Origin of the sequence: Nocardioides ungokensis (genome assembly GCF_013466985.1) — a bacterium.
Lineage (GTDB): Bacteria > Actinomycetota > Actinomycetes > Propionibacteriales > Nocardioidaceae > Nocardioides > Nocardioides ungokensis.
Window position 1 is genome coordinate 4,183,645 of the sequence record NZ_CP059164.1, and the last position, 14,196, is coordinate 4,197,840.

Sequence of the window (14,196 nt, forward strand, 5' to 3'; positions counted from 1 at the left end):
GGGTCAGCGCTCGCCGACCTTCACGCCGCGCTCGCCGGCGTCGGTGAGGCGCGCCTCCTCGGCTGCCCGGGCCTCGAGCTCCGCCCGCCGGGTGGTCTCCAGCAGCGCCCGGGCGGCGTCGTACGCCCCCGGTTCGGAGACCAGGTCGGTGGCACCGCGCTTGAGCCGCGCCAGGGCACTGCGCGCGAAGATCTGCTGCTCGGTGGTGGTGCGCTCGGAGCGGCCGCGGCCCAGGAACGAGACGAACCAGTGCAGCACCGCGGTGATCCGGTTCTTGAACCCGGTGATGTAGACGAGGTGCACGGCCAGCCACATCAGCCAGGCGATCACGCCGGTGAGGCGCAGCTTGCCGACCATCGCGACCGCCCGGAAGCGGCTGATGATCGCCATCGAGCCCTTGTCGAAGTACTTGAAGGGTCCCTGGGCCGGCTTGCCCTTGATCCGGTGGTCGATCTCCTTGGCGGCGTACTTGGCGCCCTGGATCGCGACCTGCGCGACGCCCGGGAGGTTGTCGAGGGAGATCATGTCGCCGACGACGAACACCTCGGGGTGGCCCGGCAGCGTGAGGTCCGGGTTGACGCTGATCCGGCCCGCACGGTCCAGCGGGGCGCCGGTCTGCTCGGACAGGGTCTTGCCGAGCGGGCTGGCCTGCACGCCGGCCGCCCAGATCTTGGTGACGGTGTCGATCCGGTCGGTGCGGCCGTCCTTGAACTTCATCTCGATGCCGCGCTCGTCGACGTCGGTCACCATCGCCCCGAGCACGACCTCGACCCCGAGCTTCTCCAGCTCGGCCTTGGCCTTCTCGCCGAGCTTGTGGCCGAACGGCGGCAGCACCTGCGGCGCTGCGTCCACGAGGACGACCCGGGCGCTGCGGGTGTTGATCGCCCGGAAGTCGCGCTTGAGCGTGCGGTGGGCCAGCTCGGCGATCTGGCCGGCCATCTCGACCCCGGTCGGGCCGGCACCCACGACGACGAAGGTCAGCAGGTGGTCCACGTTGTCGCCGCGGACCGCGCCGAGCTCGGCCATCTCGAAGGCGCCGAAGATGCGGCCGCGCAGCTCGAGGGCGTCGTCGATGCTCTTCATGCCGGGCGCGAACTCGGCGAAGTGGTCGTTGCCGAAGTAGGACTGGCCAGCGCCGGCGGCGACGATCAGGGAGTCGTACGACGACACCGTCTCGCGGCCGAGCACCTGCGAGGTGACCGTGCGGGCCTCGAGGTCGATGCCGGTGACCTCACCGAGCAGCACCTGCGCGTTGCTCTGGCCGCTGACGACCTCGCGGGTCGGGGGCGCGATCTCGCCCTCGGAGAGGATCCCGGTCGCCACCTGGTAGAGCAGCGGCTGGAAGAGGTGGTGCGTGGTCTTGGCGACCATCGTGACGTCCACATCGGAGCGGCGCAGCGCCTTCGTGCCGAACAGCCCCCCGAACCCGGACCCGATCACCACCACCTGGTGACGCTTGCCGGTCGCCTGCTCCGTCTGCGTGCCTGCCATGCCGATCCTTTCCCGCGGCGGTGGGCCTCGCCGTACCCGACAGGCCCCGCGTGCATGTCCATTCTCCCGCTGTACGGCAGTGGTTGACCAATCGCCCCCCTCGTGCGGGGGTGTGACTTGTGGAACGCTGCCCAAACAGGTCTTGACAGAGGTTTCGTTCGGGGAAATCGCGGGTACACGAGCGGACAATGGCGTGAACCGTCCCTCGACCCCCGGAAAGAGACCACGTGCCGCTGAACAGGCCAGCCCTGTCCTTGGGCTCGGGTCCCCGTGGCGTGCAGAATGCACGTCGCTGGGTGGTCGACACGTGCACGGACATCGATCGTCCGGACCTGGTGGAGTGCGCCGAGCTCGGCGTCTCCGAGCTGGTCACCAACGCCCTCCTGCACGCGGACCAGCCCATCCAGGTGCGCGTGCGCGGCACCCGCGAGCACCCCCGCGTCGAGGTGCGCGACGGCTCGACCGAGCCGCCGCTGCTGCCCGAGACCCAGCCCAGCGACGAGGACGACCTCCTGCTGACCTTCGGCCGGGGGCTCGGGATCGTGGCGCGGTGCGCCGACGCCTGGGGCGCCGAGATCGAGGACGACGGCAAGGTCGTCTGGTTCGCGCCCAGCACCTCGGTCCGCGACGTGCTGGTCCACGGCCTGATCACCGGCGTCTCCACGGCGGGCGCCCGCGAGGCGCACGACGACGACGTCGCGGTCTCGGTGTTCGGTGTGCCGCTGCGCACCTACGCGGCGTTCCAGCGCCACTACCGCGAGCTGCGCCGCGAGGTGCGCCTGCTGGCGCTGGCCCACGAGGCCGACTACCCGCTGGCCAAGAACCTCTCCGACGTCTTCGGCTCCCTCGAGCGCCAGCTCCGCGAGGGGATGGGCGCCGACCAGATCGAGGAGGCGCTGCGCGCCGGTGGCCAGGTCGCCGACCTGAAGGTGACGGTGCCGCCCGACACGGCCACCAAGATCGGCCGGTTCGTCGAGCTGCTCGACCTCGCCGACGAGTTCTGCCGCCAGGAGCGGCTCCTCTCGTTGGCGCGCAGCCCGGAGCAGCAGCAGTTCCAGCGCTGGTTCCTCGGTGAGTTCGTCCGGCAGAGCGCCGGCGAGCCACCGGTGGCGTGGCACGATGCCCCCGTGGCAGGCCCCCGCACCAGCGTGTCGTGAAGCCCCCTCCCCCGCCGCGGCTGGTCGCCGCGGTCGCGATCGGTGGCGCGCTCGGGGCGCTCGTCCGGTGGACGCTGGGCGAGCTCGCCCCCGACGGCACGGGCTTTCCGTGGACGACCTTCGCGATCAACGTCAGTGGCTCCTTCCTGCTCGCGATGCTCCCCGCCTTCTTCGCGGTACGCCGCAGCCCGGTGCTGGCGGCCGGCCTCGGGACCGGGGTGCTCGGCGGCTACACCACGCTGTCCACCTACTCCGAGCAGACCCGGGCGCTCCTCGCAACCGGTGACGCCGGGCTGGCCGCGGCGTACCTCCTGGGGACGCTGGGCGCCTGCCTCGCCGCGGTCGCGCTGGCGCACCGCTTCTCCCGGCCGCTGGCCCAGCGGGCCTTCGAGGACGAGGAGGGCAACGAGTGACCCCGTTGCTGGTGGCGCTCGGGGCCGCTGTCGGGGCGCCGCTGCGCCTGCTCGCCGGTCACTGGCTCGACCACGGCTTTCCCTGGGGCACGCTCGTGGTCAACGTGGTGGGGTCGTTCCTGCTCGGGCTCCTCACCGCGCAGGGCCTCGACGACGGCGCGATCGCTCTGCTCGGCACCGGCTTCTGCGGCGGGTTCACGACCTACTCCGCGTTCGCGGTCAAGACCCACGAGCGCGGCCCGGCGGGCGGCACGGCGTACGCCGTGGTCACGCTGCTGCTCGCGCTGCCGGCCTGCGCGCTGGGCTACCTGCTCGGCTGACCGCCGCTCACGCGTAGCCCAGCTCGTGGAGCCGGTCGTCGTCGATGCCGAAGTGGTGGGCGACCTCGTGGACCACGGTGATCCGGACCTCCTCGACCAGCTCCTCAGCTGAGTCGCACAGGTCGAGCAGCGGCCCCCGGAAGATCAGGATCCGGTCGGGGAGCTCCATCGGCGAGCTGCCCCAGCGCTCGGTGAGGGCCACCCCGTCGTACAGGCCGAGCAGGTCGTCGGGCTCGTCCTCGGGCGGCTCCTGCTCGACGAGCACCGCGACGTTCTCCACGAAGGCCGCAATCTCGTCGGGGATCCCGTCCAGCGCCTGGTCGACCAGCGCGTCGAAGCGGTCAGGGTCCATCTCGATCGGCACGTGCCCATTGTCGAGCCCGGGGCAAGTGGAAAATGCAGAACGCTCCGGATCTCTCGATCCGGAGCGTTCTCTCTGCGACCCCGACGGGACTCGAACCCGCGGCCTCCGCCGTGACAGGGCGGCGCGCTAACCAACTGCGCTACGGGGCCAGGTGTTTTGCTGCCTCACTGGTGAAGCGCTGGAACTCTAACCCATGGGTGCTGCTGACTCCCAATCGGCAGGTGCCGCACCCTCCAGAGCACCCCCAACGGGATTCGAACCCGTGCTACCGCCGTGAAAGGGCGACGTCCTAGGCCGCTAGACGATGGGGGCCGGACTGCCCCGACAGCATAGGGGCGCGCCGCGACGCCCGCCAAAATGCGTCCCCGCCCCGTTTTCGTGGCCGGCCGGGCTCTCGGGTATGGTTTCCGTCGCTTGGGCAGGTAGCTCAGTTGGTACGAGCGTCCGCCTGAAAAGTGGAAGGTCGGCGGTTCGACCCCGCCCCTGCCCACAAGCACCGCGGGTCACAGACCTGCGAGAAGGCCCCCGCCGGGTTCCGGCGGGGGCCTTCTGCATGCCCGGGGGGGCCGACGGCTCAGGTGCCGGCCACGTGCCAGAGGTCGGCGCACCCGCACGCGTCGCGCATCGTGTCGGCCGCCGTCAGCGGCTCGGGACAGTAGGGCCTCAGCCCCCACAGCCGGTCGACGAGCGACCGCCGTTCCGCCTTGGCGGCGTGTCCACACACGGGGCAGCGGTCCACGACGACGAGGGTAGTTCGCAGACGGCCGCCCCGGGCCTCACCGCGCCTCGACCGCCAGGTCGCGCGGCCACCAGTCGGGCACCAGGCGCACGTACATCCGCATGAAGTCCTCGACTCCCAGCTCCGGCCGCTCGAGCCACCCCTCGATCGCCCCGACGGTGCCGTCGGCGAGGAAGCGCCCGGCGATGTCGGCGACCACGTCGTCGTCCACACCGGGCACCGGCACTCGCACCTCGACGCGGGCGAGCTCGCGCAGCCGCCGGCTGCTCTCCCGGAAGTGACCGCTCAGCATGGGGTGGAGGCTGGCCTCGCCACTGCCCGCGCCCAGGCCGCGACGGTAGACGGCGGCGTGCCGCTCGACGTGGCGCAGCACGCCCTCGGTGATCTCGGTGACCGCCCGGGCCACGTCCTGGTCGCTGCGCTCCAGCAGCTGGTCGCGCAGCTCGTCGAGCTCGACCAGCAGCGCCTGCTGCAGCAGGTCCGCGGGCGAGGCCGCGTGCTCGTACAGCGTCGAGCGGTGCACGCCGGCCGCGGCGGCTACCTCGGTGACGCTCAGCTCGGCCACCGGGCGCTCGGCGGCGAGCCGGAGGACGGCCGCGTGCAGCCGGTCGCGGGTACGGCGCTGGCGCGGATCCATGGTCACCTCCGGTCGGGGAATGTTCTCCGACAACTGTAGGTTATATCGGTATCCGACACCTGTCGGAGAGAAGTCGGCGCCGACCACGACGCCGGGACAGGAGGAGAACCATGGCCACCTACGACGTGACGGACCGCTCGGCGATCGTGACCGGAGCGGGCTCAGGCATCGGACGGGCGATCGCCGCCCTGCTCGCCGAGAACGGCGCGGCCGTCCTGGTCGCAGACCTCGACCGCGGCGCCGCCGAGGTCGTCACCAAGGAGATCGTCGCGGCCGGGGGCACGGCCGAGGCCTTCGTGGGCGACGTCGCCGACCCCGAGGTCGCGGTCGCCGCGGTGGCCGCCGCTGAGGCGCTCGCCCCGCTGCGCATCGCCGTCAACAACGCCGGCATCGGCGGTGCCGCCGCACCGGTCGGCGAGTACCCGATCGACAGCTGGCGCAAGGTCATCGACGTCAACCTCAACGCCGTCTTCTACGGCATGCGGGCGCAGATCCCCGCGATCGCCGGCAACGGCGGCGGCGCGATCGTCAACATGGCCTCGGTGCTCGGCTCGGTGGGCATCGCCGGCTCCTCGGCGTACGTCACCTCCAAGCACGGCCTGCTCGGCCTCACCAAGAACGCCGCCCTCGAGCACGCGGCGCAGCAGGTGCGCGTCACCGCGGTCGGCCCCGGCTTCATCTCCACGCCGCTTCTCGAGGCCAACCTCGACGCCGCGACGCAGCAGGCCCTGGCCGACAAGCACGCCGCCGGCCGCCTCGGCACCCCGGAGGAGGTCGCCGCGCTGGTCGCGTTCCTCGCCTCCGACGCCGCGAGCTTCATCACCGGCAGCTACCACCTCGTCGACGGCGGCTACGCCGCCCAGTGACCTGCCGGGTCCTCGGCTCGTGTGCTTGGGAACGCGCCCTGGTGCGTCCTCAGGCACACGACCCGGACGGACCGGTCAGGCGGTGCGTTCCTGCGGTACGTCGAGCCGCGGGACGCCACCGAGCCCGAGGCGGTAGCGGACGTGATCGGCGTACCGCTCGAGGGTCTGCCAGAGCGTGCGGTGCGCGGTCCACGGCAGCGGCTCCGCGCCGTCGTACCAGCTCTCGCCGAAGGCGATCCAGACCGGCGTCCAGTCCGCTGCCTCGTCCCATTCGCCCCGTCGCGCCTGGACCATCCGCCGGCGGATCTGGAAGGCGCGCCGCGGACCGTCGGCACAGATCGGCGCGGTCGCGACCGGCCACAGCCGCAGGTCCAGCGCCATCAGGTGCATCTCCAGGTCGCGCAGCACCACCGGGTCGACCAGGACGGTCGCGACGTTCTCGTGAGGTGCTCGCTCCACGCCGAAACGCTCGCCGCCGGACCCCACCCGAGTCAAGGGCCGCCCATCTCACCCTGCCCGGATGAGGCGGTCGCCCGGGCGCGGGATCAGGGTGGAGGAGCCCCCAACCCCGACGAACCGACCGAGAAGGCGGAGGCCTTGGCATGACCGACACGATCAACGAGCTCAAAGATCTCGACACGCTCGGACCGGTGGACTGGGTCGTGGTCGAGTTCCCCGGCCCCGACTACGGGAGGGGCATGGTGGCGCCCCACCTCCAGGACCTGGTCGACCGTGGCCTCGTGCGCGTCCTGGACATGGTGTTCCTCAGGAAGGACGCGGACGGCACGCTGGAGGCCGCCGAGATCTCCGACCTCGACACGAGCGAGCTCGGCGCGATCCGCCACGCCGAGGCCGACCTCGCGATGGTGCTCTCCGAGCAGGACGTCCTGGACCTGGCCGAGACCATCGAGCCCGGGAACTCCGCCGCCGTCCTGGTGTGGGAGAACCTCTGGGCCGCGCCCTTCGGGTCGGCCGTGCGCCACGCCGGGGGCCAGCTCGTCGCATCGGGACGCATCCCGGCCCAGGCAGTGCTGGCCGCAGCCGCGGCCGACGAGGAAGGAATCTGACATGCCTCTCGCAGCCCGACGCAGGCGCCGGACCGCCGCCGCCGTAGGTGGCGCCGTCGTGGTGGCCCACGGAGTGAACCGCCGGCACGACCGGCGCGAGGACCGGCGCGACGACCGGGGAGACCGGCGCGAGGACCGGCGGGACCGACGCCGCTGACCGGCCTACACGTCCGCCTCCGCCTCGCCGTCGTCGGTGTCGGTGTGCGGCAGCGGGATCGCGCCCGTGCCCAACCGGCGGGCGCGCTCGTCGGCGGCCGGGTCGCCGTGGAAGAGACCTCCCTCGGAACGGTCGTCGACCGGCTCGAACGTCGCAGGGACCGGGTGCTCCACGATCTCGACCCGCTGGCGCGGCATCCCCGCGTCCTCGTTGTCCCGGACCCACGCGACCATGTGCTCACGGACGTGGCAGCGCAGGTCGAAGAGGGTCGGGGCGTCCTTGGCGGTCACCACCACCCGGACCCGGACCCAGCCGCCGATCGCGTCGATCACCTGGAGCACCTTGACCCGCCCGTCCCACAGGTCGGTGTGCTCCAGCGCGAGGTCGAGCTGGCGGCGCATCTCGCCGGTGTCGACGTGCCAGTCGAGGTCGAGCTCGACCGAGCCGAGCAGCTCGGAGCTCTTGCGGGTCCAGTTCTGGAACGGCGTCGTCGTGAAGTACGTCGAGGGCAGCACCAGGCGCCGGTCGTCCCACAGCCGGACGACCACGTAGCTCAACGTGATCTCCTCGATCCGCCCCCACTCCTGCTCGACGATGACGGCGTCGTCGAGCCTGATGGCGTCGTTGAACGCCAGCTGGATCCCGGCGAAGAGGTTGGCGAGCACCGACTGGGCGGCGATGCCGGCCACCACCCCGATCACGCCGGCGGAGGCGAGCAGGCTGGCCCCGACCACCCGCACCTCCGAGAAGCTGAACAGCACCGCGCCCAGGGTGAGCACGACGCCCGCGCTGACGGTGAGGCGGCGGATGATCAGGGTCTGGGTCCGCATCCGCCTCGCGACGCGGTTGTCGGGGGCGTCGGTGGGGTAGCGGCGCAGGCCGGCGTCCTCCACGAACAGGGCGCAGGTGGTGAGGAACCAGCCGACCGCGACGATCAGCAGGACGCGGGCGGCCACCGCGGCCCCGCCCATCCAGGCGCTGTCGTCCCCGTGCCGGCGCAGGACGGCCAGCGCCGGGTTCAGCGCCAGCAGCACGACCACGACCCGGAACGGCACCCGGGCGGCCCGGACCAGCAGGCGCAGGGACGGCCACCGCCGCGCGGCGAGCAGCACCACGACCCGGACCACCAGGATCACGACGAGGGCCCCGAGCAGCGCGGTCGCGACCCCGATCGACAACCGGGTCCAGTTGACGGCCAGGGCCGGCGCGAGATCGCCCGTCATCGCGGCTCCCTTCTCCGGCGGTCCTGGTGACCCTCGATCCTCCCGCGGTGGGGACGGGGCGTGGACGCTGGTCCGGACATGTCACTCCCACTTCCCCGCCGCATCGAGAATGCCCTGCTCGGGTCGGGCACAAACGGCCGGGTGCCCCGTGGGCGGGATCCCGCCTCCTGCACCTCCGCCAGGCCGGCCCCTAGACTCGCGACCAACGCGGCACATCGTGCCGACACGACCCTGAGAGGGCCTCACTTCGTGCGCGACACGTTCCTCCGCAACGACGACGTCGGGCGGGACATGCTGTCCGTGGACTGGGCGGCCACGCCGCTGGGGCCGCTCGAGACGTGGCCGAACAGTCTCCAGGCCGCGGTGCGGATCGTGCTCTCCTCGCGCTTCGCGATGTGGATGGCGTGGGGGCCCGAGCTCACCTTCTTCTGCAACGACGCCTACCGGCGCGACACCCTCGGGGCGAAGTACCCCTGGGCGCTGGGCAAGCCCGCCTCGGTGGTCTGGTCGGAGATCTGGGAGGACATCAGCCCCCGCATCGACGCGGTGATGGGGACGGGCGTCGCGACCTGGGACGAGCAGCTGATGCTCTTCCTCGAGCGCAGCGGCTACACCGAGGAGACCTACCACACCTTCTCCTACAGCCCGCTGGCCGACGACCGAGGCACCGTGGCCGGGATGCTCTGCGTCGTCAGCGAGGACACCGAGGAGGTCATCGCGCGCCGCCGGATGCAGACGCTGCGCGACCTCGGGCTGCGCACCGCCGGCAGCAACACGGTCGCGGACACCGTGGCCTCCGCGTGCGCCGAGCTCGAGCACAGCGCGCACGACCTGCCGTTCGCCCTGGTCTACCGGTACGACGACGACCGGCGGGTGGCACGGTTGATCGGCTCGACCGGCTTCACCGCCACCCATCCGGCCGCGCCGTCGGTCGTGGGCGCTGATCACGGGCCGTGGCCGTGGCCCACGGGGAACGCGATCGGTGAGGTCGACCTCCGTGACCGGTTCGGCGACCTGCCCACCGGGGCGTGGAGCCAGCCTCCCGGCCACGCCGCCGTGCTGCCGATCAGCCAGGGCACGCAGGACTCGTACGGCTTCCTGGTGGCCGGCCTCAATCCGTTCCGCCTGCTCGACGCGGGCTACACCGACTTCCTGGGTCTCGTCGCGGGTCACCTGGCCTCCGGCATCACCGACGCGCTCGCCTTCGAGTTCGAGCAGCGCCGGGCCGAGACCCTGGCCGAGCTCGACCACGCCAAGACCGACTTCTTCACCAACGTCAGCCACGAGTTCCGCACTCCGCTGACCCTGCTGCTCGGCCCGGCCGAGGACGCGCTCGTGGACGACGAGGCCCCGCTGCCCGACGAGCAACGGCACCGGGTCGAGGTGATCCACCGCAACGCCCAGCGGCTGCTCAAGCTCGTCAACACGCTCCTGGACTTCTCCCGCCTGGAGTCCGGCCGGGTCGAGGCGTCGTACGAGCCCGTGGAGCTCGCCGGCTACACGCGCGAGCTGGCCAGCATGTTCGAGAGCGCCGCGCGCCGGCTCGGGCTGACGCTCACGATCGAGTGCGACGAGCTGCCGCACAAGGTGTACGTCGACCGGGACCTGTGGGCCAAGGTCGTGCTCAACCTGCTCTCCAACGCCCTGAAGTTCACCTTCTCGGGCGGGGTCGACGTCTCCCTGCGCGCCGACGGCGACGACGTCGTCCTGGCCGTCCGCGACACCGGCACCGGGATCCCCCCTGAGGAGCAGGTCCACCTCTTCGAGCGGTTCCGCCGCGTCAGCGGGGCCCGCTCCCGCACCCACGAAGGCTCCGGCATCGGGCTGGCCCTGGTGGCGGAGATCGCCGCGCTGCACGGGGGCTCGGCGGACGTCGAGAGCGCGCCCGGCTCCGGCAGCACCTTCTGCATCCGGGTCCCCTTCGGCACCGACCACCTCTCCCCCGAGCGCATCGCCGAGCCTTCCGCGACGGGCGTGGCCCAGCAGGTCGTCGACGGGTTCCTCGCGGAGGCCAACCAGCTGGCGGCTCCCGAGGAGCAGGACGGGCACGCGGCCCGCACGACACCCGCCGGCGCGCGAGCCCGCGTGCTGGTCGTCGACGACAACGCCGACATCCGCACCTACGTCTCCAGCCTGCTCGCCACGGTGTACGACGTCTCCACCGCGGTCGACGGTCGCGACGGGCTCGAGCAGGCGATCACGGACCCGCCGGACCTGGTGCTCACCGACGTGATGATGCCCCGGCTCGACGGCTTCGGGCTGCTGGCGGCGCTGCGTGAGGACGCCGCCACCGTCGACATCCCCGTGGTGATGCTCTCCGCCCGCGCGGGCGAGGGCGGGACGCTGGAGGGGCTCGAGGCCGGCGCCGACGACTACCTGGTCAAGCCCTTCGCCGCGCGCGAGCTGATGGCGCGGGTCCGTGCCAACCTCGAGCTCGACCGAGCTCGGCGCAGCCGGGAGCAGCTGGAGCGCAGCCGGGCCCTGCTCGACCAGGCGCAGCGCCTCGCGCGGCTCGGCAGCTGGGAGATCGACCTGCGCCGCGACGTCCTGCGGACCTCGGAGGAGTTCCGCCGGATCGTCGGCCACTCGGCCGAGGAGATCGCCGAGTGGGGCTTCACGCGCCTGGTGCAGGTCGCGGTGCACCCCGACGACCGCGCGAGGGTCACCGAGACGCTCACCGGGGCCGCCCCCGGCGACGACATCCGCTACGAGACGCGGATCGTCCGTCCCGACGGCGACGTGGTCCTGGTCTACGTGCACGCCGAGGTGGTCGTCTCCGACGAGGACGGGCAGCCGACGCTCATCCGCGGCTCCCTGCAGGACATCACGGAGCGACGTGCCGCCGAGGAGCGGCTGGCCCGGGCCGCGGCGGACGCCGAGGCCGCCGCGCGCGAGCACGCCATCGCGGACGCCCTCCAGCGCAGCCTGCTGCCGCAGCAGTCCTTCGACCTCGAGCACCTCGAGGTCGCCACCTACTACCGCGCCGGCGTCGAGGGCACGCAGGTCGGCGGTGACTGGTACGACGTCATCGAGCTCGGCGGGGGCCGCACCGCCCTGGTGGTCGGCGACGTCATGGGCCGGGGCGTGCAGGCGGCCGCGGTCATGGGCCAGCTCCGGGCCGCGGTCCGGGCCTATGCCCGCCTCGACCTGCCGCCGCCGGACCTGCTGGAGTTCCTCGACGGCATCGTGCGCGACCTCGGGGTCGACCAGATCGTCACCTGCCTGTACGCCGTGTTCGACTCCGCCGACCGCACCCTGCGCTTCGCGAACGCCGGGCACCTGCCGCCGATCGTGGTCAGCGCCGCCGGGGTCGCGACCGTCCTCCCGGCGACCGAGGACCCGCCGCTGGGCGTGGGCCTCTACAACCTGCGCCAGGGCGAGATCACCCTCAACCCCGGCTCGACGGTCCTGCTCTACACCGACGGCCTGGTGGAGAGGCGGGGAGAGGATCTCGACGACGGCATCGAGGCACTGCGCGGCCTGTCGGCCCAGCTGACCGGGCAGCTGTCCGAGGCCCCCGAGACCCTGGTCCACGGCCGGCTGCCCGACGGGCCCGACGACGACGTCGCCGTGCTGGTGGCGCGGGTCGACCCGGCCCTGGCCACGACCGGGCTGTGGCTCGCCTTCGAGGCCCGCGAGATCGACATCTCCGCGGCCCGGCACAACGTGGCAAGGCACCTGCGCGAGATCGGGGCCGCGAGCGTCATCGAGGACGCCATCCTCGTGACCAGCGAGCTGCTGACCAACGCCACCCTGCACGCGATCCCGCCCGTGGAGCTGCGGGTGATGGGCGACGAGACCGAGATCCGCATCGAGGTCCACGACTGCGCCAGCTACGAGCCCCGCAAGCAGCGGCCCGATGCCGAGGACGAGCACGGCCGGGGACTGCAGATCGTGGCCGCGCTCGCCGACCGCTGGGGCACCCGGCCCACCGACGCCGGCAAGACGGTCTGGTGCGTGCTCTCGAACCCGTCCGTCTAGCTGTGATGTCCGGGGAGGCGGTCCGGGTCCGGGTCACCGGACCGCGAGGTTGAGCTGGGCGAGCACGTCCGGGGCGCCGTCGGCGCCGCTGGTCTCCACCGTCCAGCCGCCGCTGGTCCGGGTGCCACAGCCGGCCAGCACGCCGTGGTGCAGGCACCCGACGTTGAGCACCTTCACCGACCGCACCTCGACCGTCGCGGGCAGGCTCTCGGCCCCGACGACCACCAGCGGTGTCACCAGGGCGAGGGCCCGCTCCGGCGCCGAGGCGTCGTGGGAGCGCTGGACGGCCCCGGCGGCGTCGTACTCGAGCACGACGTGGTCGGTGGGCCGGTCCAGAGACACGGCGGCCCGGTCGCCGACCCCCATCGGGCTCGCCTTCCGGACCTGCCCGGCGCCACGGACCACCAGGGCGCTGATGGCCGGGGCGAAGGGCTCGCCGGCGCCGACGCGGTGCGGGACCGCGAGCTCGATCCGCTTCTGAGGGGTGTCGAAGGCCAGCGTCTCGACCACGTGCAGCCCTCCGCTGTCCCCGATGCTGACCTCGGTGGTGGCGCCGACGCTGGCCGCCGAGGGGTTGGTGGCGCTGGCCACGGGGGCCGACGTGGTGCCGTCACCGAGGACGAGCCGGACGACCTGCCAGGCGAGGATCGCGAGGAGGATCCCGCAGACGGCGACGACCGGCACCCAGTGGCTCCGCCGCGCGCGGCCGGCATGGGCCCCGCCGTGGGCCGCGCGGGACGCGGCACCGCCTCGACGACGGGAGGGGCTGGCGGTGCGCATGGCGCGAAGACCTCTCCCTCCGCCCCGCGCGAGAAGTATACGGTGACAACCACTCCGGCGACTCCTACAGTTGAGTCGGCCACCGGTGGTGCGAGGGACACCGTGCCGACCCTGCACCGCCACGAGCACGGGCGTCGACACCTCGGATCACGAACCGTCTCCCTTCCCCGGTTCTCTCACCTCGTCCCCGGAGACGTGATCCTCCATGTCAGTCCCACAGGCCCGTCGCGCCCTCTCCCTCGTCCTGCTCGCCGCCCTCGTCACGCTGTTCACGACGCTCCTGCCCGGAGGCGTCGCCACGGCACGGCAGGCAGCCTCCACCTACGTGGTCCAGGGGGTACCCGACACCCGCGTCGACGTGTCCGTCGACGGGAACGCGGTCCGCTCCGGGGTCGCCGCCAAGCAGGTGGTCGGCCCGCTCGGCCTGTCGCCGGGACACCACACCGTGTCGTTCAGCAGCCCGGACTGGAAGGTGATGACGTCGGTCACGGTCCACGGCAGCCAGGACGTCGTCCTGCACTGGCCGGCCGACGCGGCGGACAAGCCCGTCGTCACCGTGTTCACCAACGACGTGTCGGCCGTCGGCTCCGGCAAGGGCCGGCTCTCCGTGGCGCACACCGCGGTGGTGCCGCCGGCGGACATCACGGCCGACGGCAAGACGCTGTTCACCAACATCGCCAACGGCGAGTTCGTGAGCGCGGTGGTCCCGGCGGCGACGTACCAGGTGGCCGTGGTCCCCACCGGCGGCGGCAACCCGCTCCTCGGCCCGCTCCCACTCCCGGTGCAGGCGGGGGCGCTCACCCGGGTCTTCGCCATCGGTGCTCCCCGCAACGGCAGCATGGACGCCGTCGTCCAGGTGCTTCCGGTGCCGACGACGGGCGGAGCGGCGCCGGCGTCGGTGCACACCGGGTCGGCGGGCCTGGTCAACCCCGACGGCTCGGTCGACACCGCGCGGCTGACGACCTGGCCGGTGCTCACCGCCCTGCTCGGCCGCTGAACGG

15 protein-coding genes and 3 tRNA genes are annotated in these 14,196 nt (G+C 72.6%); 9 read left to right on the top strand and 9 right to left on the bottom strand.

Going from position 1 to position 14,196, the window contains the following annotated elements:
- Positions 1 to 3: 3 nt before the first annotated feature.
- Positions 4 to 1,491, bottom strand: coding sequence for an NAD(P)/FAD-dependent oxidoreductase (locus H0S67_RS20795; RefSeq protein ID WP_180934605.1), 1,488 nt, complete (start codon positions 1,489 to 1,491; stop codon positions 4 to 6).
- Between the two features lie 275 nt (positions 1,492 to 1,766).
- On the opposite strand from H0S67_RS20795, the gene H0S67_RS20800 reads away from it, so the two are divergent.
- From H0S67_RS20800 to H0S67_RS20810, 3 genes are read left to right on the top strand one after another with little or no spacing between them, the layout of a single operon-like run.
- Positions 1,767 to 2,648, top strand: a complete 882-nt coding sequence (locus H0S67_RS20800) for an ATP-binding protein (RefSeq protein WP_246354924.1) — start codon at positions 1,767 to 1,769, stop codon at positions 2,646 to 2,648.
- On the top strand, positions 2,645 to 3,061 hold the full coding sequence (locus tag H0S67_RS20805; protein ID WP_180934607.1) for a fluoride efflux transporter FluC: 417 nt from the start codon (positions 2,645 to 2,647) through the stop codon (positions 3,059 to 3,061). The genes H0S67_RS20800 and H0S67_RS20805 overlap by 4 nt, the downstream gene beginning before the upstream one ends.
- Positions 3,058 to 3,381 carry a fluoride efflux transporter FluC gene (locus H0S67_RS20810; protein ID WP_180934608.1) on the top strand — a complete coding sequence of 108 codons (324 nt, stop codon included), beginning with the start codon at positions 3,058 to 3,060 and terminating at the stop codon, positions 3,379 to 3,381. Before H0S67_RS20805 ends, H0S67_RS20810 begins: the two co-directional genes overlap by 4 nt.
- A 7-nt stretch (positions 3,382 to 3,388) precedes the next feature.
- Here the strand turns inward: H0S67_RS20810 and H0S67_RS20815 are convergent, their stop codons facing one another.
- From H0S67_RS20815 to H0S67_RS20825, 3 genes are all read right to left on the bottom strand, one after another.
- Positions 3,389 to 3,745 (bottom strand): metallopeptidase family protein, encoded by a 357-nt coding sequence (locus H0S67_RS20815; protein ID WP_180934609.1) that lies wholly within the window; start codon positions 3,743 to 3,745, stop codon positions 3,389 to 3,391.
- A gap of 75 nt (positions 3,746 to 3,820) precedes the next feature.
- Positions 3,821 to 3,894 (bottom strand) — tRNA-Asp (locus H0S67_RS20820).
- Between the two features lie 90 nt (positions 3,895 to 3,984).
- Positions 3,985 to 4,057 (bottom strand) — tRNA-Glu (locus H0S67_RS20825).
- A gap of 104 nt (positions 4,058 to 4,161) precedes the next feature.
- Between H0S67_RS20825 and H0S67_RS20830 the strand changes: the two genes are divergently transcribed.
- Positions 4,162 to 4,235, top strand: a tRNA-Phe gene (locus H0S67_RS20830).
- Positions 4,236 to 4,319: 84 nt separating this feature from the next.
- Here the strand turns inward: H0S67_RS20830 and H0S67_RS20835 are convergent.
- Entirely contained in the window at positions 4,320 to 4,484 is a 165-nt protein-coding gene (locus tag H0S67_RS20835) for a hypothetical protein (RefSeq protein ID WP_180934610.1), read from the bottom strand.
- A 37-nt stretch (positions 4,485 to 4,521) separates the two neighbouring features.
- On the bottom strand, positions 4,522 to 5,121 hold the full coding sequence (locus H0S67_RS20840; protein ID WP_180934611.1) for a TetR/AcrR family transcriptional regulator: 600 nt from the start codon (positions 5,119 to 5,121) through the stop codon (positions 4,522 to 4,524).
- 110 nt (positions 5,122 to 5,231) lie between these two features.
- Here H0S67_RS20840 and H0S67_RS20845 point away from each other — a divergent pair, with 110 nt between their 5' ends.
- On the top strand, positions 5,232 to 5,987 hold the full coding sequence (locus tag H0S67_RS20845; protein WP_180934612.1) for an SDR family NAD(P)-dependent oxidoreductase: 756 nt from the start codon (positions 5,232 to 5,234) through the stop codon (positions 5,985 to 5,987).
- Positions 5,988 to 6,062: 75 nt separating this feature from the next.
- Here the strand turns inward: H0S67_RS20845 and H0S67_RS20850 are convergent, their stop codons facing one another.
- The gene (locus tag H0S67_RS20850; RefSeq protein ID WP_180934613.1) at positions 6,063 to 6,446 is read right to left on the bottom strand and encodes a hypothetical protein; all 384 of its coding nucleotides are present in this window, start codon (positions 6,444 to 6,446) and stop codon (positions 6,063 to 6,065) included.
- A gap of 143 nt (positions 6,447 to 6,589) precedes the next feature.
- On the opposite strand from H0S67_RS20850, the gene H0S67_RS20855 reads away from it, so the two are divergent.
- Complete coding sequence (locus H0S67_RS20855) at positions 6,590 to 7,054, top strand: DUF6325 family protein (RefSeq protein ID WP_180934614.1); 465 nt, start codon at positions 6,590 to 6,592, stop codon at positions 7,052 to 7,054.
- Between the two features lies 1 nt (position 7,055).
- Positions 7,056 to 7,211, top strand: a complete 156-nt coding sequence (locus H0S67_RS20860) for a hypothetical protein (RefSeq protein ID WP_180934615.1) — start codon at positions 7,056 to 7,058, stop codon at positions 7,209 to 7,211.
- A gap of 5 nt (positions 7,212 to 7,216) precedes the next feature.
- Here the strand turns inward: H0S67_RS20860 and H0S67_RS20865 are convergent, their stop codons facing one another.
- On the bottom strand, positions 7,217 to 8,434 hold the full coding sequence (locus tag H0S67_RS20865; protein ID WP_180934616.1) for a mechanosensitive ion channel family protein: 1,218 nt from the start codon (positions 8,432 to 8,434) through the stop codon (positions 7,217 to 7,219).
- Between the two features lie 249 nt (positions 8,435 to 8,683).
- On the opposite strand from H0S67_RS20865, the gene H0S67_RS20870 reads away from it, so the two are divergent.
- Entirely contained in the window at positions 8,684 to 12,415 is a 3,732-nt protein-coding gene (locus H0S67_RS20870) for a SpoIIE family protein phosphatase (protein ID WP_180934617.1), read from the top strand.
- 33 nt (positions 12,416 to 12,448) lie between these two features.
- Here the strand turns inward: H0S67_RS20870 and H0S67_RS20875 are convergent, their stop codons facing one another.
- Positions 12,449 to 13,195 carry a hypothetical protein gene (locus H0S67_RS20875; RefSeq protein WP_180934618.1) on the bottom strand — a complete coding sequence of 249 codons (747 nt, stop codon included), beginning with the start codon at positions 13,193 to 13,195 and terminating at the stop codon, positions 12,449 to 12,451.
- Positions 13,196 to 13,400: 205 nt separating this feature from the next.
- Here H0S67_RS20875 and H0S67_RS20880 point away from each other — a divergent pair, with 205 nt between their 5' ends.
- Positions 13,401 to 14,192: a DUF4397 domain-containing protein gene (locus H0S67_RS20880; RefSeq protein ID WP_180934619.1), complete on the top strand. Its 792-nt coding sequence runs from the start codon at positions 13,401 to 13,403 to the stop codon at positions 14,190 to 14,192.
- Positions 14,193 to 14,196: the final 4 nt, after the last annotated feature.

Coding starts and splice junctions, on each gene's coding strand:
- H0S67_RS20860 (WP_180934615.1), top strand. CDS start 7,056: ATGCCTCTCGCAGCCCGACGCAGGCGCCGGACCGCCGCCGCCGTAGGT.
- H0S67_RS20795 (WP_180934605.1), bottom strand. CDS start 1,491: ATGGCAGGCACGCAGACGGAGCAGGCGACCGGCAAGCGTCACCAGGTG.
- H0S67_RS20855 (WP_180934614.1), top strand. CDS start 6,590: ATGACCGACACGATCAACGAGCTCAAAGATCTCGACACGCTCGGACCG.
- H0S67_RS20840 (WP_180934611.1), bottom strand. CDS start 5,121: ATGGATCCGCGCCAGCGCCGTACCCGCGACCGGCTGCACGCGGCCGTC.
- H0S67_RS20865 (WP_180934616.1), bottom strand. CDS start 8,434: ATGACGGGCGATCTCGCGCCGGCCCTGGCCGTCAACTGGACCCGGTTG.
- H0S67_RS20880 (WP_180934619.1), top strand. CDS start 13,401: ATGTCAGTCCCACAGGCCCGTCGCGCCCTCTCCCTCGTCCTGCTCGCC.
- H0S67_RS20845 (WP_180934612.1), top strand. CDS start 5,232: ATGGCCACCTACGACGTGACGGACCGCTCGGCGATCGTGACCGGAGCG.
- H0S67_RS20875 (WP_180934618.1), bottom strand. CDS start 13,195: ATGCGCACCGCCAGCCCCTCCCGTCGTCGAGGCGGTGCCGCGTCCCGC.